This window comes from Streptomyces sp. HB132, from assembly GCF_016909575.1.
In the GTDB taxonomy this organism is placed as follows: Bacteria; Actinomycetota; Actinomycetes; order Streptomycetales; family Streptomycetaceae; genus Streptomyces.
Genome location: NZ_JAFBGA010000001.1, coordinates 247401 through 268412, shown reverse-complemented (window position 1 = coordinate 268412; position 21012 = coordinate 247401). Strand labels below are relative to the sequence as shown.

20 protein-coding genes are annotated in these 21012 nt (G+C 70.9%); 12 read left to right on the top strand and 8 right to left on the bottom strand.

The features are described from left to right. Positions 1-122 precede the first annotated feature (122 nt). The 3 genes from JOC24_RS01375 to JOC24_RS01365 are packed head-to-tail and all read left to right on the top strand — an operon-like array spanning position 123 to position 2863. Positions 123-524: a hypothetical protein gene (locus JOC24_RS01375; RefSeq protein WP_239579343.1), complete on the top strand. Its 402-nt coding sequence runs from the start codon at positions 123-125 to the stop codon at positions 522-524. Between the two features lie 7 nt (positions 525-531). Next, on the top strand, positions 532-2325 hold the full coding sequence (locus JOC24_RS01370) for an alpha/beta hydrolase (RefSeq protein ID WP_205018227.1): 1794 nt from the start codon (positions 532-534) through the stop codon (positions 2323-2325). 58 nt (positions 2326-2383) lie between these two features. Further along, on the top strand, positions 2384-2863 hold the full coding sequence (locus tag JOC24_RS01365) for a hypothetical protein (protein ID WP_239579342.1): 480 nt from the start codon (positions 2384-2386) through the stop codon (positions 2861-2863). A 236-nt stretch (positions 2864-3099) separates the two neighbouring features. Here the strand turns inward: JOC24_RS01365 and JOC24_RS33755 are convergent, their stop codons facing one another. Both JOC24_RS33755 and JOC24_RS01355 read right to left on the bottom strand, forming a co-directional pair. After that, positions 3100-4314, bottom strand: coding sequence for a restriction endonuclease (locus JOC24_RS33755; protein ID WP_205018225.1), 1215 nt, complete (start codon positions 4312-4314; stop codon positions 3100-3102). Positions 4315-4623: 309 nt separating this feature from the next. Next, on the bottom strand, positions 4624-5187 hold the full coding sequence (locus JOC24_RS01355; RefSeq protein WP_205018224.1) for a CGNR zinc finger domain-containing protein: 564 nt from the start codon (positions 5185-5187) through the stop codon (positions 4624-4626). Positions 5188-5269: 82 nt separating this feature from the next. Here JOC24_RS01355 and JOC24_RS01350 point away from each other — a divergent pair, with 82 nt between their 5' ends. Further along, positions 5270-6442, top strand: coding sequence for an epoxide hydrolase family protein (locus tag JOC24_RS01350; protein ID WP_205018223.1), 1173 nt, complete (start codon positions 5270-5272; stop codon positions 6440-6442). A 21-nt stretch (positions 6443-6463) separates the two neighbouring features. Here JOC24_RS01350 and JOC24_RS01345 read toward each other — a convergent pair whose 3' ends face one another. The 4 genes from JOC24_RS01345 to JOC24_RS01325 form a co-directional block, all read right to left on the bottom strand. Then, a complete protein-coding gene (locus JOC24_RS01345; protein ID WP_205018222.1) occupies positions 6464-6829 on the bottom strand; it encodes a cupin domain-containing protein in 366 nt (121 codons plus the stop codon). Between the two features lie 445 nt (positions 6830-7274). Beyond that, positions 7275-7445, bottom strand: a complete 171-nt coding sequence (locus JOC24_RS01335) for a hypothetical protein (protein ID WP_205018221.1) — start codon at positions 7443-7445, stop codon at positions 7275-7277. A gap of 121 nt (positions 7446-7566) precedes the next feature. Beyond that, positions 7567-8085: a DinB family protein gene (locus tag JOC24_RS01330; RefSeq protein WP_205018738.1), complete on the bottom strand. Its 519-nt coding sequence runs from the start codon at positions 8083-8085 to the stop codon at positions 7567-7569. Positions 8086-8173: 88 nt separating this feature from the next. Beyond that, positions 8174-9133 carry an EamA family transporter gene (locus JOC24_RS01325; RefSeq protein ID WP_205018220.1) on the bottom strand — a complete coding sequence of 320 codons (960 nt, stop codon included), beginning with the start codon at positions 9131-9133 and terminating at the stop codon, positions 8174-8176. A gap of 141 nt (positions 9134-9274) precedes the next feature. Here JOC24_RS01325 and JOC24_RS01320 point away from each other — a divergent pair, with 141 nt between their 5' ends. Continuing rightward, entirely contained in the window at positions 9275-10204 is a 930-nt protein-coding gene (locus JOC24_RS01320) for a LysR family transcriptional regulator (RefSeq protein WP_205018219.1), read from the top strand. 18 nt (positions 10205-10222) lie between these two features. Next, complete coding sequence (locus JOC24_RS01315) at positions 10223-10357, top strand: hypothetical protein (protein WP_374104466.1); 135 nt, start codon at positions 10223-10225, stop codon at positions 10355-10357. Positions 10358-10371: 14 nt separating this feature from the next. On the opposite strand, the gene JOC24_RS01310 is transcribed toward JOC24_RS01315, so the two are convergent. Both JOC24_RS01310 and JOC24_RS01305 read right to left on the bottom strand, forming a co-directional pair. Continuing rightward, positions 10372-13143 (bottom strand): FAD-binding and (Fe-S)-binding domain-containing protein, encoded by a 2772-nt coding sequence (locus JOC24_RS01310; RefSeq protein WP_205018218.1) that lies wholly within the window; start codon positions 13141-13143, stop codon positions 10372-10374. 200 nt (positions 13144-13343) lie between these two features. Continuing rightward, positions 13344-15104 (bottom strand): LCP family protein, encoded by a 1761-nt coding sequence (locus tag JOC24_RS01305; protein WP_205018217.1) that lies wholly within the window; start codon positions 15102-15104, stop codon positions 13344-13346. Between the two features lie 448 nt (positions 15105-15552). Between JOC24_RS01305 and JOC24_RS01300 the strand changes: the two genes are divergently transcribed. Genes JOC24_RS01300 through JOC24_RS01275 form a run of 6 tightly spaced genes read left to right on the top strand, consistent with a single transcriptional unit; the run spans position 15553 to position 20985 of the window. Next, positions 15553-17112, top strand: coding sequence for a sensor histidine kinase (locus tag JOC24_RS01300; protein WP_205018216.1), 1560 nt, complete (start codon positions 15553-15555; stop codon positions 17110-17112). After that, positions 17109-17540 carry a roadblock/LC7 domain-containing protein gene (locus JOC24_RS01295; protein ID WP_205018215.1) on the top strand — a complete coding sequence of 144 codons (432 nt, stop codon included), beginning with the start codon at positions 17109-17111 and terminating at the stop codon, positions 17538-17540. The genes JOC24_RS01300 and JOC24_RS01295 overlap by 4 nt, the downstream gene beginning before the upstream one ends. Continuing rightward, positions 17537-17908, top strand: a complete 372-nt coding sequence (locus JOC24_RS01290) for a DUF742 domain-containing protein (protein ID WP_205018214.1) — start codon at positions 17537-17539, stop codon at positions 17906-17908. The genes JOC24_RS01295 and JOC24_RS01290 overlap by 4 nt, the downstream gene beginning before the upstream one ends. Beyond that, positions 17889-18548 carry a GTP-binding protein gene (locus JOC24_RS01285; RefSeq protein ID WP_205018213.1) on the top strand — a complete coding sequence of 220 codons (660 nt, stop codon included), beginning with the start codon at positions 17889-17891 and terminating at the stop codon, positions 18546-18548. The genes JOC24_RS01290 and JOC24_RS01285 overlap by 20 nt, the downstream gene beginning before the upstream one ends. After that, on the top strand, positions 18545-19780 hold the full coding sequence (locus JOC24_RS01280; protein ID WP_205018212.1) for a cytochrome P450: 1236 nt from the start codon (positions 18545-18547) through the stop codon (positions 19778-19780). Before JOC24_RS01285 ends, JOC24_RS01280 begins: the two co-directional genes overlap by 4 nt. Continuing rightward, positions 19777-20985, top strand: coding sequence for a cytochrome P450 family protein (locus tag JOC24_RS01275; RefSeq protein ID WP_205018211.1), 1209 nt, complete (start codon positions 19777-19779; stop codon positions 20983-20985). Before JOC24_RS01280 ends, JOC24_RS01275 begins: the two co-directional genes overlap by 4 nt. Positions 20986-21012 lie beyond the last annotated feature (27 nt).

The window sequence follows — 21012 nt, the reverse complement described above, 5'->3', positions numbered from 1 at the left end:
GGGGATCATGTCGGCTCGGCCCGGGGGAGCCCGGGAACGGGGAAACGGGGAGGGTTTCGCAGGTGGCCTGGGACGAATGGGAACAGCTCAAAGGCGATGCGGCAGCGCGTGGTTCCGCACAGATGCAGTTGAACCAGTATCCGGCCGACCAGGGGGGTGGGGCCCCGGCGGGTGCGGCTTCGGAGGATTTGAAGTCGGACAAGAAGGCATGGGTGAAGGCCGGTGAGGGAGTCACGGGCCTGAAGGACGGCATCGGCACGGCGCTGACGAAGCTGGACGCCGGGCAGGCGGGACTGGGGGACACCGCCGGATGCCTGAGTGCGGCGGCCCAGAAGGACCTCTACGAATCCTGGAAGAAGTACGTCGGAGACGTGAAGAGCCGTTGTGGCGAGCTGGGCGGGCTGCTGGAGAGGGCCGGTCACGATCTGTCGACGTCCGACCAGTCGGTCACGGATGAGCTGGACAAGCTCAAGGTGAAGTACGAGGACACCGAGGCCGTCGGCGGCCGGGCCAAGGAGAAGTGATTCCGTCATGGAACTTGCCACGCTGCAGTCCTTCAGGCCCTCGGAGTACGAGGACGCCGCTGACGGCTACCGGACGACAGGCGACATGGCCAGTGCGGCCAAGGACACGATCGACAACCAGATCAGCGCGGGCGTACGCAATCAGCTGGAGGGGAAAGCGGCGACGGCCGCCCTGCGGGAGCTCCAGAACCTGTCGAAGAACTTCCACTACGCGCAGACCGAGTGCGCCCTGGTGAGCACCGCGCTCAACGGATTCGCGTTCGACATGGCCGTGGCCAAGCGGAAGCTGGACACGGCGATCGAGGACGCCCGGGCCGGCAACTGCACCGTGAACCCGGACGGCTCCGTCGGTTACCCGGCAGGGAAGAAGCCCGGTGACGAAAAGACCACCGAGGGCGGCACGGTGACCGGGAGCGCCGGAGGCAGCCCGACGTCCGACGCCCTGGAGCGCCAGGCGGTGAACATGCACCCGAACCCGAACTACGGCAGGGCCGTCGGGTATGCCAACCGGATCGCCGACGCGTTGAAGGAAGCCACCGACGCGGACACCAAGTGGGCACCGAAGCTGCGCGCGCTGAAGGCCGATGACGACCTGACGGTCTCCAAGCACGACTGGGCCGACACGCAGTCGGACATGCACGGCGTCCGCGAGGCGGGCAAGAGCTACATCGAGTCCCTGCCGGAGCCCCCGAAGGACGGCAGCCCGAAGGACAACGCGGCCTGGTGGAAGGGGCTCAGCCCCGAGGAACAGGCCGCCTACCTCTCCACGCAGGCCGCCTCGGTCGGAGCGCTGGACGGGCTGCCGGCCGAGGACCGCGACGAGGCCAACCGCACGGTGCTGGCAGCGGCCAAGGCCCAGGTGCAGCTCGAACTCGACAAGATCCCTCCCGAGCCCACGAAGTACTCCCCCAATCCCAACGGCTCCTATCCGGCCGTCATCCAGAACGACAGCTGGAGCAAGTGGAACGAGAAGTACGGCGACCGGAAGGAACGCGCCGACAATTCCCTGAAGGGAATGCAGGCGATCGAGGACCGCTTCGCCGCCACCGGTGAGAACGGGTTGCCGCCCGCCTACCTCCTGGGTTTCGACACCGAGAAGAACGGCCGGGCGATCGTCGCCAACGGAAACCCCGACACCGCCGATCACACCGCCGTGTACGTTCCGGGCACCACGTCGAACCTCGGAGGAATAGGCGGGGACGTGGAACGAATGACCAACCTCTGGCGGGAATCCGATGCGATGGCCGGAGGGAAAGAGGTTTCCACCGTCACCTGGCTCGGATACGACGCTCCGCAGAGCGTTGTCAAGGATGCGCCCTTCCGGCACTACGCCGACGACGGGGCTCCTGCGTTCAACCGTTTCATGGAAGGCCTCAATACGACCAACACCACGGAGTCCGGCGGCCACCACACGGCGGTCGGCCACTCCTACGGCACGACGCTCATCGGCTCCGCGGCCCGCCAGGGCGACCTGAACGCGGATGACGTGGTGTTCGCGGGGAGCCCCGGCGTGCAGGTCGGCGAGGCGTCACAGATGGACGTACCCGAGGGGCATGTCTGGAACGAGGAGGCCGAGGACGACCCGGTGCCCGACCTCGGCCGCTTCGGTCACGGCGGCAACCAGTGGCGATTGGGCGGCGGCGTGGCCATCATCCCCAGCGACGAGCTGTTCGGAGCGAACCAGATGGCCACAGGCACCTCGGAGGGACACAGCGAATACTGGGACCCGGGCACGGACAGTCTGAAGAACCAGGCGGCGGTCGTGACGGGCCAGTACGGAAAGGTAACCCTTGAAGAATAAAATCTATGCCAGCGCACTTCTGACCGCCGTAACACTTACCGCACTTACAGGATGCACCATGAATGACCAGACGGAATCCAGCACGCCGAAACCGGTCGGAACACGCAGCGTCGACGACGTCGATGCCGAGACGAAGGCGATCTCCAGCCAGATCCTCGACGTCATCGCCCTGAAGGGAGACACGTCCAAGTCAGGCCCGGGCGTGAGCACCTGTGAGGGCGCGGAGCGTGGAAAGCTCTTCCTCATGCGTCACCCGTGGAGCCTCACCGGGCCCTCCGACGCTGAACTCATGAAGGCCATGACGCGCCTCAAGGAAAATCTCCCGAAGCACGGCTGGAAGATCACCGAGTTCGACCGGAACAGCAGCAAGGCCAAAAGCCTGGAACTGACGGCGGATCACACGGAGAAGAAATTCGCCGTCAATGTCGAATTCTGGGAGAAGGACAGCGGTGGAGACACCAACGCGCCCACCCTGGTCGTCAACGTGGTGTCCGCCTGCTACCAGGTGCCGGAGGGCGAAGAGGTCGACCGCTACTGACACCACAGCCGGGTAGCGGTCGCTACCGCTTTCGGCGGGGTCGGCACAGCGAACGGGTCGCCCCGCCAGGAACAGGGGCGGGGCGACCGCCGAGGGCCTGAGAAGGGCGGCCGCTCGCATGGCTTCCACCAGGGCGCCGGTCACGGCCGTCGCGTCGGGCCCGGTGTGCCGCCCTCGTGGCCCGGCGGTGTGTGCCCCGCTGCGGCCCGCGGGAAAGCAGACGGCGGCGGACCGGTCTACGCGTCGCCGCCGGGCTCGGCGTCGGCCGGCTCGGACGCCCGTGCGTCGGCTGCCTCCATCAGTCGCAACGCGGGCGGGTTGACGGCTTCTGGCGTCCCCTGGTGGTCGTACCGGAAGAGGGCGATCCCGTGCTGCGAGGCCCAAGAAGCGGCCGGCAGGGTGTAGCCGCCCAGTGAGAAGAACACGGCCTCCCTCTCCTTGGCGGTGGCCACGCCGTGGAGTTGCTGGACGGTCGGGCGGCTCGTGGGTCTGCCCTCCATCTTCACCTGGGCCAGGCCCCGCTCGGCGATGACGTCGATCCCCTCGTCGGCGCCGACGGGCGTGGCCACCGCGTCGGTGAAGCCCAGGTAGCGCATCCAGTCGACGGCAACGAGTTCGGCCTCCCGCGGCGTGCGGATCAGCCGTGGCTCAGGGCGGCCCGTCAGGGGTACGGCTCGTGCGGACAGGGCGGCTGCCTCCGCTCGGGCGGCGAGGGCGGTCCACAGTCGAGGGTTGCCGGAGAAGGAGAAGAGCAGGTCTCCGACCTGGACTCCCCAGCCCTCGGTCACGTCACCGGGATCGGGGTCGTACCGGTAGGACGTGCCTCTGTCCGACACGGCCGCCCCGCGGTCGGTGAGGATCAACAGCGCCGGGCGCCTCCGGGACTCGCCGGCCACCGACAGGGCGACGCAGAGGATGCGCTCGTCGACGGCGACGTGCCGTCGCGCCAGCCGCTCCGCCTCGGCCTGGACGCGTGGGTCGCGTGCCGCGCTGGTTCGAGAGAGGCAGTAGGTGATCGCCTCATCCTGTGGCGCTCCGCGCTCGGGCACACCGTCGAGCAGCTCACGTACCGCGCGCCGCTGCGCCTGGGCCGCTTCGGCGGCCTCACGGGCACGGGACTTCTGCTGCTCCCGCTCGGCGCGCGCGGCCTTCCTCTCGCGGATTCCGGCCAACCGGGCCACTTCGGCCTGGCTCCTGGCGGTGTTACGTCGGCCCGCCGGGGTGACGTTGAGTATCCAGGCGATGATTCCCGCGACAGCGGTGGCGGGCAGCGCGACCAGCGGAACCGTTTCGGAGAACAGCGCCCCGATGAACCCGACGAGGAAAGCGACGACGCCCAGGACCACGAGCAGCAGCTGGATCGTCTCCACCCAGGTGTCCACCGGTGGGCGCCGCGTCGCCTTCGCGTCGTCGTCGGCGGCCCGGGCGTCGTCCGGGGGCTGCGGGCCCACAGCCGCCCGGCCGGTTCCCGGCAGGGCTCGCCTCCCACCTTGTGGGCGGCGATGAGTCCTCTGCCCACAGGCAACTGCAGCCGACAGATCGAGCATGTACCGAGTTGCACTGCTTTCCCCCGTACCCCTTGCCCGGCAGCCGTCGGCCTCGGTATGGCCTGCGGCGGACTCGGGTCCACCGATCACCGGTTTGTCATCGCGTTGCGTGGCCGAGACGCACCTGCACGCGTCGAACGCTGAACTCCTGCCACCGCCGGTGCAGGTCCGGGGCCCATTCGGATGTAGCGAGCGCAACGCCCACTCCGCCGATCAGGGGCGCTTGCGCTGGTTGGCGTTGAAGCGCGCCTTCTTCTGGCGATTCCCACACGTGTTCATGTCACACCACTTACGTGTCCGGCTTCGGCTGGTGTCGAAGAAGGCGGCTCGGCAGGTCGGTGATGCACACAAGGCCAATCTTCCGTCTCGTTCACCTGCGATGACGCTGATCGCATCGGCGGCGATCACGCTGAGGGCGTCTTCCACGCCGGAAGCCGAGCTGAGCATCCATTCCCGCTCACCCTCGGGCGTCAGGATCGCGGCGGCCCGGCCCTCGGCGCTGCGGGCGTTGATGACTCGGACAGCGGACACCGGGAGAGCGTCCTGGATCGCGGCCGCTGTCGCGACGACGTGGATCGACTCCCTCAGGTCCCGGGCGAGGTCGAGTTGGGCAGTGGTGCAGGAGTCCACGGCAAGGCCGTTCACAGCCAGCCAGTCGACGAGTCGGTGTGGCGTGGGAATGCGCTCCACAGCGTTGCCACGACGCTCCGTCAGAGTCGCCGTGAAGCTGGTCGCCAGCACACTACCGAGGCGGAACTCAGGAAACCCGGCATGCATGGAACCACCTTAGCCGGTTGCGGGACGACCTGACGGCATGTTAGAACCGGCTAAGCCGGTTCCGCTATGGCCAGGAGGTCTCATGCCCCGCCCGAGCAGCGACGTGCAAGCATTTGAAGCCCACGCGACGGACGCCGATCTCGACGATCTGCGGGCCCGACTGGCCGCGGCGCGGCTACCGGAGGCCGAGACGGTCCATCGCGCCGCACCCGGCCCCCGCCGATGGGAACAGGGCGTCCCCCTCGCCGACCTCGTCGATGTCGTGGACTACTGGCGCACCGGGTACAACTGGCGTTCGTTCGAGGAGCGTCTCAACCGGATCGGCCAGTTCCGCACGACTGTCGACGGTCTGGCGATCCACTTCCTGCACCGTCGATCCGCGCGCGCGGACGCCACTCCACTGGTCTTGACGCACGGCTGGCCAGGCAGCATTGCCGAGTTCATCGACGTGGTGGACGAGCTGGCAGATCCCAAGGACGCCGACGCGCCGGCGTTCCACGTGGTGGTTCCGTCGCTGCCTGGCTTCGGTTACAGCGACAAGCCGGCCACGACCGGATGGGGAACCGAGAAGATCGCGGCCGCGTGGGTGGAATTGATGGGACGGCTCGGATACGGCACGTTCCTGGCCCACGGCGGCGACTGGGGAGGCAATATCACCACGGTTCTCGCCGGCAGGTTCCCCGCGCACGTCCTCGGCATCCACACGTTGTTCGCGGAGGCGCCACCCGGGCTGACGACGGACGGGCTGACAGCGGTCGAGCGCAGGTGGACCGAGGAGACCCGTGACTTCTGGCGCCACCGCGCGGCTTACGCGAAGCAGCAGGCGACCCGACCGCAGACCATCGGTTACTCGCTCGTCGACTCACCGGTGGGGCTTCTCGCCTGGATCCTCGACAAGTTCGCCGAGTGGTCGGACACCGAGGACAGTCCGTTCGAGACGATTTCCAGAGACAGGATCCTTGACGACGTCACCCTGTACTGGCTGACGCGGACCGGCGCATCGGCGGCCCGCATCTACTACGAGAGCCACAACTCGCTGGACCCGGAACTGCGGGTCGACGTCCCGTCGGCGATCAGCATGTATCCCCGTGACATCGAGAAGTGTCCGCGCCCCTGGGCACAGGAGCGGTACCGCAACATCGTCCGCTGGAGGTCAGCCGAGAGCGGGGGGCACTTCCCCTCGCTGGAGGTTCCCGAGTATTTCGTCAGGGACCTGCAAGAAGGCCTGGCGGCAGTGCTGGCAGCCGGGCGGTGACGCGGTCGGGCGGCCGGTGGATCAGCCGGCCCGGTAGCCCGGGACGGAGGGCCAGCGCACGGTCAGGACCACGGACTCCTCCTCCGCACACCAGGAGTGGTCGGTGCCCCGGCCCCATACGACGTAGTCGCCCTGGCGTTCCAGAAGGACGTCCCGCCCGGGGAACCGCATCCGGAAGCGACCGCTGATGAGCACGAGCAGCGCCGTACGCTCCTCGCCCCTCACCCACCGCGCGCGCTCGTCGCCCCGGGGGTGGACGCCCCACTTGATCTCCAGGGCCTCGCTGTGGCGCGGGTCGGACGGCTCCCTGAAGTGGCCCAGCAGCCATCCGTGGTCGAGTGCCGCGTCCTTCTCCGCGTGCCCCACGTACACGCCGTCGTCGCCCATGGCCAGGAACGTAACAGCCGGGCCGGGCTGTTACGGCCAGGGCGGCGGCTGGGCCTGTACCACCCTGCCCTGCGTAGGGCAGGGTGGCACCTTATCGGCATGATCATTCCGACGCCGCGAAGATCCTCGAGAACGAGACGCGGGAGCTCGGCTTCCCGGCCTCCATTCAGGTGATGGAGGCGCTCAACTCTCGCATGGCGGACGGTCAGTACAGGCTCGCGGACCTGAAGCCGGCCGACCTGGGTGCGGCCCACGAGGTGCGCCGCACCTACGCGGGGCTGAGGCTGGACCTCGCGGGCGCGGTCGGCGTCGTGCTTGCCGACCGGTACCGGACCGACCCGCATCTTCACCCTCGACCAGCGGGGTTTCAGGGCCGTCACCCCCCTGACGCCCGGCCTCACCGCGTTCCGCATCCTGCCCGTCGACGGCTGAGCCGCCGTCCGGGTCACTCCGTGCGGTCGCCCTCGGCCTGTGAGGGCTCGGTCCGGGGGACGTCGGGGTGCGTCTCCGCGGCCTTGCCGCGCACGGCCGGCTCGTCGTCGCGTTCACCCTCGGCCTGCGAGGGGGTGTGCGAATACAGCCCGTCGTACTCGTCGGTTCCCTTTGCGGATCCCATGCGCGCGCCTCCTTCCTCCGCTCCCTTCCATCGTGCCTCCCGCGCCCGCTCCCGGCGCGGTGACGCGGCAAGGGCCGGGACGGCCGCGACTCGGCGTCCGCGCCGGCCCCCGCCGTGCGCGCTACTGCCCCTCCGACGCCGCCTCGGCCATCCTCGCCGTGGTGCTGGCACCGTCCAGCGCCTCGCGGATGATGTCGGCGTGGCCGCTGTGGTGGGCGATCTCCCGGAAGATGTGCCACAGGACGCGACGGACGGTCCAGACGACCGGCTCCGGGGGTGACCAGGGGTAGGCGGGCAGCGTGACCTCGCGGTCGAGGTCGGCCTCCTCGCGCACCGTACGGTCGAACGCGGCCGACGCCGCGTGGAAGGCCTCCAGCAGCCCGGGCACCGTCTCGGCGTCGGTCATCCGGTTGCCGTCGGGGTCGAGGTCCGCCCAGTCGACCTTGGCGGGAGCGGTGCCCTCGACGACGTCGAGCCAGCTGCGCTGCACGAGTCCGAGGTGCTTGAGGAGTCCGCCGAGGGTCAGCTCGCTGACCGTCGTCCGGGCCCGGGCCCCCGCGTCGTCGAGTTCGGCGACGGTGTACAGAAAGTTGGTGCGCTGATCGGTCACGAGGGCGAGCAGATCGTCGCGTTCCGGCATGTGTTCCTCCAGGTCGGCCATCGCGACCACCCTAGGATCGGACGCCCGGCCGCGCAGCGGAACGAGCAGGTCACCCGGAGCGACCGGCTCACTGCTTCCGGGGCCCCCGCGACTGGCTGCGCACCGCGCCCATGCTCGCCCCGATGACCAGGGCGATGGCCAGGGCGTCCGTCGAGGAGAGGGCCTGGTCGAGTATGAGGAAGCCCGCCGTGGCAGCGATGGCCGGTTCGAGGCTCATCAGGATCGCGAAGGTCGGCGCGGGCAGCCGGCGCAGGGCCATGAGTTCGAGGGTGTACGGCAGGACCGAGCTCAGCAGGGCCACGGCGATGCCCAGGCCCAGCGTGGTGGGGACCACGAGCTTCGAGCCGGCCTCCATGATGCCGAGGGGCAGTGAGAGCACCGCCGCCACCACCATGGCCAGGGCCAGTCCGTCCGCCTGCGGGAAGCGGCGGCCGGTGCGGGCGCTGAAGACGATGTACGTCGCCCACATGACGCCCGCGCCCAGGGCGTAGGCCGCCCCGACCGGGTCCAGGCGGTCGAAGCCGCCACCGCTCAGCAGGACGACACCGCCCAGCGCCAGTGCCGCCCACACGAGGTTGGCCAGCCGGCGGGAGGCGACGACGGACAGCACCAGTGGGCCGAGGACCTCCAGGGTGACGGCCGCGCCCAGCGGGATGCGGTCGACGGCCTGGTAGAAGAGCGTGTTCATGGCGCCCATCGCGACACCGAACGCGAGCACGGTGCCCCAGTCGGCACGGGAGTGCCCCCGCAGCTTCGGCCGGCACACGACGAGCAGGACGAGCGCGGCGGCGGCGAGGCGCAGGGTGACGACGCCGAGCGCACCCGCCCTGGGCATCAGCAGGACGGCGACGGCCGCGCCGAACTGGACGGAGAGCCCACCCGCGACGACCAGCGCGACCGGCCCGAGCGCCGCCCCGCGGCCGCCGGGGCGGCCCAGCCTGCCGCGTCCCGGCTCATCGAGCGCGGACACCGCCTCGGGTACGGATACGGCAGCGGCCGGCTCTACGGCAGCGTGCGGGTCGTTCACCGGAAACCTTTCATCAAGTCCAATGGAGTGCACCAGACAGTTCATGATACGGCACCGAGAGGAAGCCGCTCACGCTCTCACCGTAGAGACCGGCACGGCTCGCGTGAAATGCCGATTGCGCTCCCGTTATGCTCCGGACGCATGAGCACTGGGCAGGCCACGGGGAACAGCGGTCGCGGCATCGAGGTCCGGCACCTGCGGGCCTTCCTCGCCATCGCCGACGAGGGCAGCGTCACCCGTGCCGCCGCACGGCTGCGCATCACGCAGCCCGTCGTCTCCCGGACGCTCGCGGCCCTCGAAAGACACCTGGGCGTCCGGCTCGTCGACCGGTCCACCCACCACCTCGCCCTCACCTCCGAGGGCGTCGCCTTCCGCGACAAGGCCGCCGCAGCGGTGGGCGCCTTCGACGAGGCACTCGATCCCGGCCGGCTGCGCCACTGGCCGCTGCGGCTCGGGCACGCCTGGTCCGCGTTCGGCCCGTACACCACACCGCTCCTGCGGACCTGGCAGCAGCGCCATCCGGAGACCCCGCTCGAGCTGCTGCGCATCGACGACCGGACGGCCGGCCTCACCCGCGGCGAGGTGGACGCGGCGCTGCTCCGGGGGCCGGTGGCCACTCCGGGGCTCGTCACCGAGGTGCTGTTCAGCGAGGAGCGGTTGGCGGCCGTGGCGGCCGACGGCCCGCTCGCCGCCCATGGCTCGTTGTCCCTGGCCGATCTGACCGGCGACGCGGTGGTCCTGAACACCGTCTCGGGTGCCACCACGCTCGATCTGTGGCCCCCGCACGCGCGGCCGGCCGCCACGCTCACCGTCGCCAACACCGACGACTGGCTCACCGCCATCGCGGCAGGGCGGGGCAGCGGTGTCTCGGGTGCGTCGACCGCCCAGATGCATCCGCACGCCGGGGTCACCTACGTACCGCTGGACGACGCTCCTCCGCTTCCCGTCCTGCTGGCCCGCCGCGACGGTCCCGGCCATCCCGCACTGCCCCGACTGGCGGAACTGGCCCGGGAGATCGTGGCGCGCGAACGGCGGACGCCGCCCGGAGATTCCGTCACCGGCGGGGAATGAAGCTCTGCAGGCGAGGAGTTGAGGGCGGGCTCACAGGCGTACGCCGATCCCGTCAACGGCGACACCCGGCACCGCTGCACCCTGCCCGGCGGTGCGGCCCCGGAGAACGAGCGGCCCTCCGCGACGGTGAGCGAGGCCGTCGCGAAGCTCTGAGACACGCCCTTCCTCTACGCGTCCAGCCCGTCCGCCAGCACCTCGGCGAGGTGGCGGGCCCGCCGCCCCGCCAGCTGGTCCAGCTGGGTGCGGCAGGAGAAGCCGTCGGCCAGCAGTTCCGTGCCGGGTTCCGACTCCCTTACGGAGGGCAGCAGTTGGTCCTCGGCGCAGGCCACCGAGACGTCCCAGTGGCCCTTCTCGAAGCCGAAGTTGCCGGCCAGCCCGCAGCAGCCGCCGCTCAGCTCACCGGTCAGGCCCGCCCTCTCGCGGAGCCTGCGCTCGGCCGCGTCGCCGAACACCGCGTGCTGGTGGCAGTGGGTCTGGCCGGCGACGCGGCGGTCCAGCCGTGGCGGCACCCAGTCGGGGGCGTACTCCTCCAGGTACTGGGCCAGGGTGCGCACGGAGGCGGCGAGTGCGGCGGCGCGCGGGTCGTCGGGCAGGAGCTCCGGCAGATCCGTGCGGAGGGTGGCGGCGCAGCTCGGTTCCAGGACGACGATTGGGGCGCCGAGGGCCGGGCCCAGCCGGTCAAGGGTGCGGCGCATGACCGCGCGGGCCGCGTCGAGCCGGCCCGTCGACACGTAGGTGAGGCCGCAGCAGACGCCCCGGCCGGGCAGCACCGGCGTCCGGCCGGCCGACTCCAGGACCCGGACCGCCGCGCGGCCCACCTCCGGCGAGAGGTGGTCGGTGAAGGTGTCCGGCCAGAGGACGACGGCCTCCCCGGCCCCCGGAGTCCGGCGGGCACGCACCCAGGCGCGGAAGGTCTGCCGGGCCAGGACCGGGAGCGCCCGGCGCGGATCGATGCCGCCGATCCGTCGCGCCAGGCCGGCGAGCGGCCCGGTCCGCGCGAGGGCGTTGAGCACGCCCGCGAAGGGGGCCGCCATCCGCAGCCACCTGGGGAGGCCGCCCATCGCGTAGTGCGCGGCGGGGCGCGGCCGGCCCCTGTAGTGGTGGTGGAGGAACTCCGCCTTGTACGTGGCCATGTCGACGCCCGCCGGGCAGTCGGTCCGGCAGCCCTTGCAGGACAGGCACAGATCGAGTGCGTCCCGTACCTCGGTGGACCGCCAGCCGTCCGTGATCACCTCGCCCGCGAGCATCTCGTGAAGCAGTCTGGCGCGGCCCCGGGTGGAGTGCGCCTCCTCGCCGGTCGCCCGGAAGGAGGGGCACATGACGTCCGGACCCGCCTTCGCCGTGCGGCACTTGGCGACGCCGACGCAGCGGCGTACGGCTGCGGTGAAGTCGCCGGCGTCGTGCGGATAGCCGAAGGCCACGTCCACGGGACGCCCGGGGAGCACCGCGAACCGGAGGTTCTCGTCCAGGCGGGCGGGACGGGCGAGGATGCCCGGGTTCAGGCCACCGTCGGGGTCCCAGAGGTCCTTGAAGCGCGTGAACAGGCGCACCATGTCGTCCCCGTACATCCGGTGCAGGAGCTCGGCCCTCGCCTGCCCGTCGCCGTGTTCTCCGCTGAGTGATCCACCGTGGGCGACGACGAGGTCGGCCTGGTCCTCGGAGAAGCGGCGGAAGCGGGCCACGCCCTGTTCCGTCAGCAGGTCGAAGTCGACGCGTACGTGGATGCAGCCGTCGCCGAAGTGCCCGTACGGGGTGCCGTGCAGGCCGTGTTCGGCGAGCAGGGCCCGGAAGTCGCGGAGGTACGGGCCGAGGCGGGCGGGCGGTACGGCGCAGTCCTCCCAGCCGGGCCAGGCCTCCGTGCCGTCCGGCATCCGGGTCGCCGTACCGGCGGCGTCCTCGCGGATGCGCCACAGGGTGCGCGCGGCGGCGGGGTCGGTGACGACGGTGCCGTCCAGGGCGTCGGAGGCTCGCAGGATCCGGGTCGCGTGGGCGCGGGCCTCGGCGGGGGTCGCGCCGCCCGTCTCCACGAACAGCCAGGCAGCGCCACGCGGCAGGCCCGCCGGTTCACGTACGAGGTCGGCGGCCATGCCCTCGACGGTGAGCGGGCCGTACGGGAGCAGGCCGGGGGCGGCTTCGGCGGCGGCCTGCTCGTCGGCGTAACCGAGGACGGCGAGCGCACGGGTGGCGGGCGGTGCGACGAGGCTCAGGGTCGCCTCGGTGACCACGGCGAGGGTTCCCTCGCTGCCGCAGAGGGCACGGGCGGGGTCCGGGCCGCGCTCGGGGAGCAGCGCGTCGAGGGCGTATCCGGAGATGCGACGCGGGAGTTCGGGGAAGCCGGTGCGCAGGGAGGCGAGGTGGGCGGCGGCGAACTCGTGGAGGCCGGGCGGTGCGTCGGGCAGGTCACGGCCGATGTGCAGGGCCTCGCCGCCGCCGTAGCGCACGACGCGCAGACTGCGGAGGTTGTCGGCGGTGGTGCCCCAGGCGACGGAGTGGGAGCCGCAGGAGTTGTTGCCGATCATGCCGCCGAGGGTGCAGCGGCTGTGGGTGGACGGATCGGGGCCGAACGTCAGCCCGTGCGGGGCGGCCGCGGCACGCAGGTCGTCCAGGACGACACCGGGCTGGACGACGGCGGTGCGGGAGGCGGGGTCCAGCTCGGTGATGCGCCGCATGTGACGGGTGAAGTCCAGGACGACGCCGGTGCCGGTGGCCTGACCGGCGATGGAGGTGCCGGCGCCCCGGGGCACGACGGGCGTGGCGTGTTCCCGGCAGATGCGGAGGGTCTCGGCGACGTCCTCGGCGTCCCGGGGGGCCACGACCGCCTGCGGGACACGGCGGTAGTTGGAGGCGTCCATGGTCGTCAGGGCGCGGGCGGTCGCGTCGGACTCCACGTCGCCGCGGATGGCCTGGGCCAGGGCTCGGGTGAGGTCGGTGGCGGGCATGGGCCCAGCATGCCGGTCCCGGACGCGAAGGAGGGCCGTCCGGCGCCGGACGGCCCGGGGCGGACAACACTCTGCCGGAGTCGGGCGGTACGCGCGGAGGGGGACGACAGGGGCGAGGGGGCACCCCGGCCGGAGGTGTGTGGCACCCGGCCGGAGGCGTGCTGCCGGCCCCTCCGAGAGTGGGCGGGGCCGGCTTCGCGCTACTTCGCGCAGACCGCCTTGTCGGCCTCCACGCGCTGGATGTCGTCCGGAGCCTTCTGCGGGGCCGAGAGCGGGCTTCCCGCCTTCTTGAAGTCCGGTCCCAGCGTCAGCTTCATCGGGTCCATCTCGCCTGCGTCCGTCGTCGTCGGCTTGAGGGCCGAGGCCGACAGGCCCATCATGTCGGCCAGTCGGCGTGCCTGGTCCGCCTGGTTGGGGCCGTAGACGAGCTGCGTCTTCTTCACGTCCTCCGGCGCGTTCGCCTGGTTCGTGGACTTCAGCACGCTCTCTTCGTTCTGCAGCCAGTCGAGGGCGTTCTGCGCGGAGCCGGCGGGGGCGCCACCGTTGTAGACGTCGACCCGCACGTCCGCCGCGTCGGCCTTCTCGCCCTTGAGTTTGGCGTCCGCCTTGGCCTTCGCCGCGGCCTTCTCCTGCTTCTCCACGGCGGTGAAGGAGACGTCCTCGCGCATCATCGAGAAGACCTGCGGCGCCTTGGACTCGTCGAGTATGACGGTGGCCTTGTCGTTCGGGTTGTCCAGCACCGGGACCGTCGTGAACGTGATGTTCTTGGGGTCGACCGAAGCCAGCTCCATGCCCAGCTTGCGGAGCTTGTTGATGTCGTCGATCTGGTCGTCGACGGTGAGCGCCTTGGTGGCCGCCTCCGCGAGGGACCACATCTTCGTGGGGCTGGTCAGGGTGTCGCTGGACTTCAGCTTGCGCATCAGCGAGCCCAGGAACTGCTGCTGGATCTCGATGCGGCTCAGGTCGCTGCCGAAGCCGACCGAGTGCCGGGTGCGCAGGAAGGACAGGGCCTGCTCGCCCTGGAGGGTGTGCTCGCCCTGGGACAGCTTGAGGTGGGAGTCCTTGTCGTTGATGTCCTTGGCGAGGCAGACGTCCACGCCGCCGACGGCGGTCGTCAGGGACTTGACCGCGTTGAAGTCGGCCACCATGAAGTGGTCGGGTGTGATGCCGGTGAGCTCGGTGACGGTCCGCATGGTGCAGCTGGGGGTGCGGTCGGACTGCCCGAGGCTGGTGTTGAAGCGCCCGCCGGCCGTCCCCGGGATGTCCTTCTCCTCGCCGTTCTCCAGCGTCGTCGGACAGTTCGGGATATCGGCTATCAGGTCACGCGGGATGCTCAGCGCGGTCGCGTTCGTACGGTCCTTGGAGACGTGGAAGAGGATGTTGGTGTCGGCGTGGCCGACACTGCCCGCGTCCCCGTAGCCCTCGTTGCCCTCGCCGGTCCGCTTGTCCGTACCGATCACCAGGACGTTGATCGCCCGGTCCTTGCTGAATCCGCCGGTTCCGGCCCCGTCGGTCGAGATGGCGGTGATGTTGCCGTTGAAGTGCTCGTAGACGAAGTAGCCCGTGGTGCCGACGCCCACGATCAGGAAGGCGAGCACGCCGCCCGTCCACACCAGCGCCTTCTTCTTGCCGGACTTCCTGGGCTTGGCCTTGCGGCGCCCGGTGGCCGGCGGCGCCGCCCTGCCACCCTGCTTGCGCGGCTCGTCCCGGCCCCCGCGTCCGGCGCCGGCACCCCGGCGCCCGCCACGCTGACCGGGCACGGATGCCTTGTCGGCCGGCGGCTTCGCCCGCTCCGGCCTGCGGCGTGTTCCGGGAGTTCTGGCATCGGTCGTACCGGCCGACGCGGCTGATCGCCCTGAGGAGGGGGTCAGTCGCAGTTCGTAATCACCGGTGTCCGGGTTGAGTACCCACTGGTCTGCGGGGTCGATGCCCTCGTCCCGCCCACGGCCTTGCGCGTCCACGGTTGCCTGCGTCCTCCGTCGGGGCCACGCGGCGCCTCCCCCTTCAAGGCGCGCGGTGTGTCTTTCGGCGGTGCCGGCCTGGGAGGGCCGACTGCACCGGAGCGCTCACACTAGCTGGCCACCGGCCCACGAGCGACGATCGTGACAAATCAAGCCTCACACAGGAGACATACCACCACAATCATCACTACTCACCCGCGCAACCCGTCGATTGACGCGGGGAACACCCGTCACAGGGCGCGACAGGAATCGATTCAAGCCAGATTTCAAACAAAAGTGGCCACAAGGAATCCCCAAACAGGTCGCCAATTCTCCTATAGTTGCCGTGACTTGATCAGGAACAATCAGCTCCAGTTGTGACTGTTTCACCGTCACACACCGGAATGCCCCGATTGTCCCTCCACCGCTCCCGTCCGTCACTTCGTACCGTCCGCCCCGAGGACTCCGATTGCGCCCTTCACTCCGGCCGACCGCACTCGCCCTGCTGATCTCGGCAGCCGTTACCGGTGCTCTGTGCCTGTGGGCGGTCGCCGCCGCTCCCGCCTCGGTACGGATCCCGCTCGCGTGGGGGGCGGGCGCCGCGGCCGTGCTCCTGTGCGTCTCGGTGACCGTCACGACCCACACGCTCGCCGCCTCCCGCGGCCTGCGGGCCATGCGGGCCGCCGACTCCGAACGCTTCACCGCCGAGACCTCCCGCCTCGTCTCGAGCTCCGCCGCCGAGGCGCAGCGCTTCACCGCCGAGACCGCCCGGATCAGAGCGGCAGCCTCCACGGAGACGGCCCGGGTCACCATCGAGGCGGAGGACCGGGTCGCCCAGGTCACCGCCGAGGCAGCCGAGCAGCACGAGCGGCTCACCACCGAGACCGCGCGGCTCACCGCCCGCGCCCGGCGCAGCGAGACGGAGCGCGCCGCCGCGATCGCCGCCTGCGCCAACGCCGCGGGCCGGATGCAGGCCCTCTCCACGAGCATGCTGGCCGACCTGCGGGAGATGGAGCACCGGCACACCGGCGAGGACGTGCTCCATGACCTGCTGCACCTGGACCACCGCACCGCCCAGGCAGGACGGCTGGCCGACTCCATCGCCGTCCTGACCGGCGCGCGCTCCGGGCGCCGTTGGGCCAAGCCGATCGTGATGGAGTCCATCCTGCGCGGCGCGATGGGCCGCATCGGCGGCTACCAGCGCATCCGCCTCCACTCGACCAGCGATGTGGCGATCGCGGGCCACGCCGCCGAGGGTGTCATGCACGCCCTGGCGGAACTCCTCGACAACGCTGCCAACTTCTCCCCGCCCACCGCCGAGGTGCACGTCTACGTCGAGGAGGTCCCGGCGGGCATCGTCATCACCGTCGAGGACAGCGGTCTGGTGATGAGCGACGTGCAGCTGCGCCGCGCCGAGCGTGCGGTGTCGGCGGAGAGCCAGGACCTCACCGGCATCTCCGGCACCCGGCTCGGCCTCGCCGTCGTCGGCCGGCTGGCCAGGAAGCACGGCCTCACCGTCTCCTTCCGTCCCTCGGCACGCGGCGGCACGGGCGCGCTGATGATGCTTCCGCAGGAGCTCATCTCCCGTACGCCCATGCCCGCGGCCCTCCCGGCGCCCGCCCGGCGCCCCGAGCCCGAGCCGGACCACGCGACGCCGGACACGGAGCACCGGACCCCGGCACCGGCACCGGCGGGCTCCCCCGGGTCCGCGGTACGGACGGACGACGCGGCACGCGCGGACGGCACGGCACGGACTGACGGCACGGCACGGACGGACGACGCCCGGAGCACCGAGTCCGCGTCCGAGTCCACCGGCGCCGTACCGCAGTTCGGCGAGAGCGGTCTTCCCAAGCGCCGCCGCGGCCGCACCCTGGCCGCCGCAGAGGCCCGTACAGGCAATGCCGCTCCCGGCGGCGCCGAATCCCCCCGGCCGCGTACCACCGACCCGAAGGTCCAGGCTGCCCGCTTCAACACCTTCAGCCAGGCGGTACGAGCCAATTCCCCGCACCCGGAAGGCAACACCCGATGAGCGCGACCACCGACGAGAAGCTGAACTGGCTGCTGGAGGGGCTGCTCGACCGCACGCCCGGCGCCCGGCACGCCCTCGTCCTGTCCCGGGACGGCCTGAAGCTGTGCCGCACCCCCGAACTCTCCGTCGACCAGGCCGACCAGCTGGCGGCGATCTCCGCCGGCATCCAGAGCCTGTCGCACGGCGCGTCGATCGAGTTCGGTGACGGCTCCGGCGGCGTGCGATCCGCGATGACCGAGTTCTACGGCGGCGTGCTGTTCATCGTCGAGGCCGGCGCGGGCGCACACCTCGCGGTCGTGGCGGCGGAGGACTCCGACGTCGGCCTCGTCGGCCACAACATGAGTGAACTCGTCGAGCAGCTCGGCGAATACCTCGTCGCCCCGCCGCGCGGCGCCGCGGCCACCACCTCGGAAACAGCGGACGTATGACCTCCGTCCCGCGCCCCCGCCCCGGACGCGATGACGACCCGGACCGGCTGTACACCCTGACGGGTGGCCGCAGCCGGTCCGACTCGGCCGCGTTCGACCTGGTGACGCTCGTCGTCGCCGAGTGCGAACCGAACCCCGGGATGCAGTCGGAGCACGTCGCGATCCTGCGGATGTGCCACAGCCCCACCGCGGTCGTCGAGATCTCGGCCACCCTGAATCTGCCCGTCAGCATCGTCCGCATCATGCTGTGCGACCTGCTCGACACCGGCCGGATCAGCGCCCGCCACCCCCGTACTGCACGTGTCGAGGACCGGCTCCCCGACACCGACACCCTGGAACAGGTGCTCGTTGGACTCCGCAACCTCTGACCGTGCCGCCCTGCAGGCGACGGCCGACAACGGACTGAAGATCGTCGTCGTCGGCGGCTTCGGGGTCGGCAAGACCACCATGGTCCGATCCGTGAGCGAGATCCGTCCGCTCAACACGGAGGAGACCATGACCCGCGCGGGCGAGGCCGTCGACGACCTCGACGGCGTGCACTCCAAGACGTCGACCACGGTCGCCTTCGACTTCGGCCGCATCACGCTGGACGCACGCTCGGTCCTCTACCTCTTCGGCGCGCCCGGACAGGAACGCTTCTGGTTCCTCTGGGACCGGCTCTTCTCCGGAACGCTGGGCGCCGTCGTCCTCGTCGACACCCGGCGGCTCGCCGACTCCTGGTACGCGATCGACCGGCTGGAGCACCACGGCACGCCGTTCATCGTCGCGTGCAACGACTTCGGCGGCTCGTTCCACACCGAGCAGCAGATCCGTGAGGCCCTCGACCTCTCACCCGACGTCCCGCTCGTCGAGTGCGACGCCCGCGACCGCTCCTCCAGCAAGTACGTCCTGATCACGCTGGTCGAGCACCTCCACGCACTCTCCGTCGCCCGCGCGAAGGCCGCGGACGCGGCCCCGGCAGGAAGCCCTGCCCCGGAGACGGCCAAGACCCCGGAGCCCACGCTGTGACCCAGTGCCCCGTGTCCCACGGTGCCGTTCCCCTGTCCGGGCCACGGTTCCAGACCGACCCCGTGCAGCTGTACCGGGACATGCGCCGCGACCACGGTGCCGTGGCCCCGGTCGTGCTCGACGGCGACATACCCGCCTGGCTGATCGTCGGCTACCGCGAGCTGCACCAGGTCACCAACGACCCGGTGCTCTTCACCCGGGACTCCGATCTGTGGAACCAGTGGGACAACATCCCGGAGGGCTGGCCGCTGCGCCCGATGATCGGCCGCAAGCAGCCGTCGATCCTCTACACCGTCGGTGAGCGGCACACCGTCCGCGCGGCCATGATCAGCAACGCGCTGGAGGCCGTCGACCCCTTCACGCTGAAGGGGTACGCGGAGGAGTTCGCCGACAGCCTCATCGACCAGTTCTGCGCGACCGGGCGGACCGACATCATCGCCGAGTACGCGATGCGGCTCCCGGCCCGGGTGCTGGCGAAGCTCTACGGGTTCAGCGACGAGGTCGGCGGCCCACTCGTGGTGGCGCTCAACGACATGATCGACGGCGGTGAGCGGGCCCTGGCCGGCCAGCAGCACCTCGGCGGGGCCATGTACCAGCTCCTGGCCGACAAGCACGCCGAGCCGGGCGACGACGTCGCGACCAGGATGCTGGAGGATCCCGGCGGCTTCACCGACGAGGAGGTCGCCGAGGACCTCATGGTCATGATGGCGGCCGGCCACCAGCCCACCGCCGACTGGATCGGCAACTCGCTGCGGCTGATGCTGATCGACGACCGCTTCGCCGCCTCGCTCTCCGGCGGCCGGCACAGCGTCGCCGAGGCCATGAACGAGGTCCTCTGGGAGGACACCCCCACCCAGAACGTGGCGGGCCGCTGGGCCTCCCGCGACACCCACCTCGGCGGGCGCCACATCCGCGCCGGCGACATGCTGCTCCTCGGTATCGCCGCCGCCAACGGCGACCCGCAGGTACGCACCGACGGCTCCACCCTGACCGGCGGCAACAGCGCCTTCCTCTCCTTCGGCCACGGCGAGCACCGCTGCCCGTTCCCCGCCCAGGAGACCGCCGAGGTCGTCGCCCGCACGGGTATCGAGGTGCTCCTGGACCGGCTCCCGGACATCGACCTCGACATCTCCGAGGACCAGCTGACCCGGCGCCCGTCCCCGTGGCTGCGCGGCCTGACGGAACTGCCGGTGCGCTTCACGCCCACCCCTGCACTTGGAGGCCAGAAATGACCCGGATCGCGCTCGACCCTCTCGTCGCCGACCTCGACGCCGAGAGTGCAGCGCTGCGCGCCGCCGGCCCGCTGGCCGAGGTGGAGCTCCCCGGCGGAGTGCACTGCTACGCGGTGACGCACCACGCCGAGGCCCGCCGGCTGCTCACCGACAGCCGGGTGGTCAAGGACATCGACGTCTGGAACGCCTGGCAGCGGGGCGAGATCCCGATGGACTGGCCGCTGATCGGTCTGGTCAACCCGGGCCGCTCCATGCTGACGGTCGACGGCTCCGACCACCGCAGGCTGCGCGGCCTGGTCGCACAGGCGCTGACGGTCAAGCGGGTGGAGCGGCTGCGTGCCGGTATCGAGGCGCTGACGAACGCCTCCCTGGACCGGCTCGCGGCGCACCCGAAGGGCGAGCCGGTCGACCTGAAGGCGGAGTTCGCCTACCCGCTGCCGATGAACGTCATCAGCGAGCTGATGGGCGTGGACGCGTCCGACCACCCCCGGCTCAAGGAGCTGTTCGAGAAGTTCTTCTCGACACAGACCCCGCCGGAGGAGGTCCCGCAGATGATGGCGGACCTCGGCACCCTCTTCACGAAGATCGTCGACGGCAAGCGGGCGAACCCGGGCGACGACCTGACCAGCGCGCTGATCGCGGCCTCCGAGGACGGTGACCACCTCACCGACGAGGAGATCGTCAACACGCTGCAGCTGATCATCGCGGCCGGTCACGAGACCACGATCAGCCTGGTCGTCAATGTCGTCGAGGCGCTCCAGACGCATCCCGAGCAGCGCCGGCGCGTGCTGAGCGGCGAGGTGCCGTGGGAGAACGTGATCGAGGAGACCCTGCGCTGGAACACCCCGACCTCGCATGTCCTGATCCGCTTCGCGACCGAGGACATCGAGGTCGGCGACAGGGTCCTGCCGAAGGGCGAGGCCCTGATCGTCTCCTTCGGCGCACTGGGACGCGACGAGCAGCAGTACGGGCCGACCGCCGGTGAGTTCGACATCACCCGCTCCCCCAACCGCCACATCGCCTTCGGTCACGGCCCGCACGTCTGCCCGGGCGCCGCGCTGTCGCGGCTGGAGGCCGGGGTCGCGCTGCCCGCGCTGTACGAGCGCTTCCCGGATCTGGAGCTCGCGGTACCGGCCTCCGAGCTGCGGAACAAGCCGATCGTGACCCAGAACGACCTGCACGAGCTGCCCGTCGATCTGGGCTGATCCCGCACCTCTTCCTCCGGCAGCACG

Bases quoted from the DNA above. Each gene is read 5' to 3' on its own strand.
- JOC24_RS01375 (WP_239579343.1), top strand. From the start codon at position 123: ATGCAGTTGAACCAGTATCCGGCCGACCAGGGGGGTGGGGCCCCGGCG.
- JOC24_RS01370 (WP_205018227.1), top strand. From the start codon at position 532: ATGGAACTTGCCACGCTGCAGTCCTTCAGGCCCTCGGAGTACGAGGAC.
- JOC24_RS01365 (WP_239579342.1), top strand. From the start codon at position 2,384: ATGAATGACCAGACGGAATCCAGCACGCCGAAACCGGTCGGAACACGC.
- JOC24_RS01355 (WP_205018224.1), bottom strand. From the start codon at position 5,187: ATGCATGCCGGGTTTCCTGAGTTCCGCCTCGGTAGTGTGCTGGCGACC.
- JOC24_RS01350 (WP_205018223.1), top strand. From the start codon at position 5,270: ATGCCCCGCCCGAGCAGCGACGTGCAAGCATTTGAAGCCCACGCGACG.
- JOC24_RS01345 (WP_205018222.1), bottom strand. From the start codon at position 6,829: ATGGGCGACGACGGCGTGTACGTGGGGCACGCGGAGAAGGACGCGGCA.
- JOC24_RS01335 (WP_205018221.1), bottom strand. From the start codon at position 7,445: ATGGGATCCGCAAAGGGAACCGACGAGTACGACGGGCTGTATTCGCAC.
- JOC24_RS01330 (WP_205018738.1), bottom strand. From the start codon at position 8,085: ATGCCGGAACGCGACGATCTGCTCGCCCTCGTGACCGATCAGCGCACC.
- JOC24_RS01320 (WP_205018219.1), top strand. From the start codon at position 9,275: ATGAGCACTGGGCAGGCCACGGGGAACAGCGGTCGCGGCATCGAGGTC.
- JOC24_RS01310 (WP_205018218.1), bottom strand. From the start codon at position 13,143: ATGCCCGCCACCGACCTCACCCGAGCCCTGGCCCAGGCCATCCGCGGC.
- JOC24_RS01295 (WP_205018215.1), top strand. From the start codon at position 17,109: ATGAGCGCGACCACCGACGAGAAGCTGAACTGGCTGCTGGAGGGGCTG.
- JOC24_RS01290 (WP_205018214.1), top strand. From the start codon at position 17,537: ATGACCTCCGTCCCGCGCCCCCGCCCCGGACGCGATGACGACCCGGAC.
- JOC24_RS01275 (WP_205018211.1), top strand. From the start codon at position 19,777: ATGACCCGGATCGCGCTCGACCCTCTCGTCGCCGACCTCGACGCCGAG.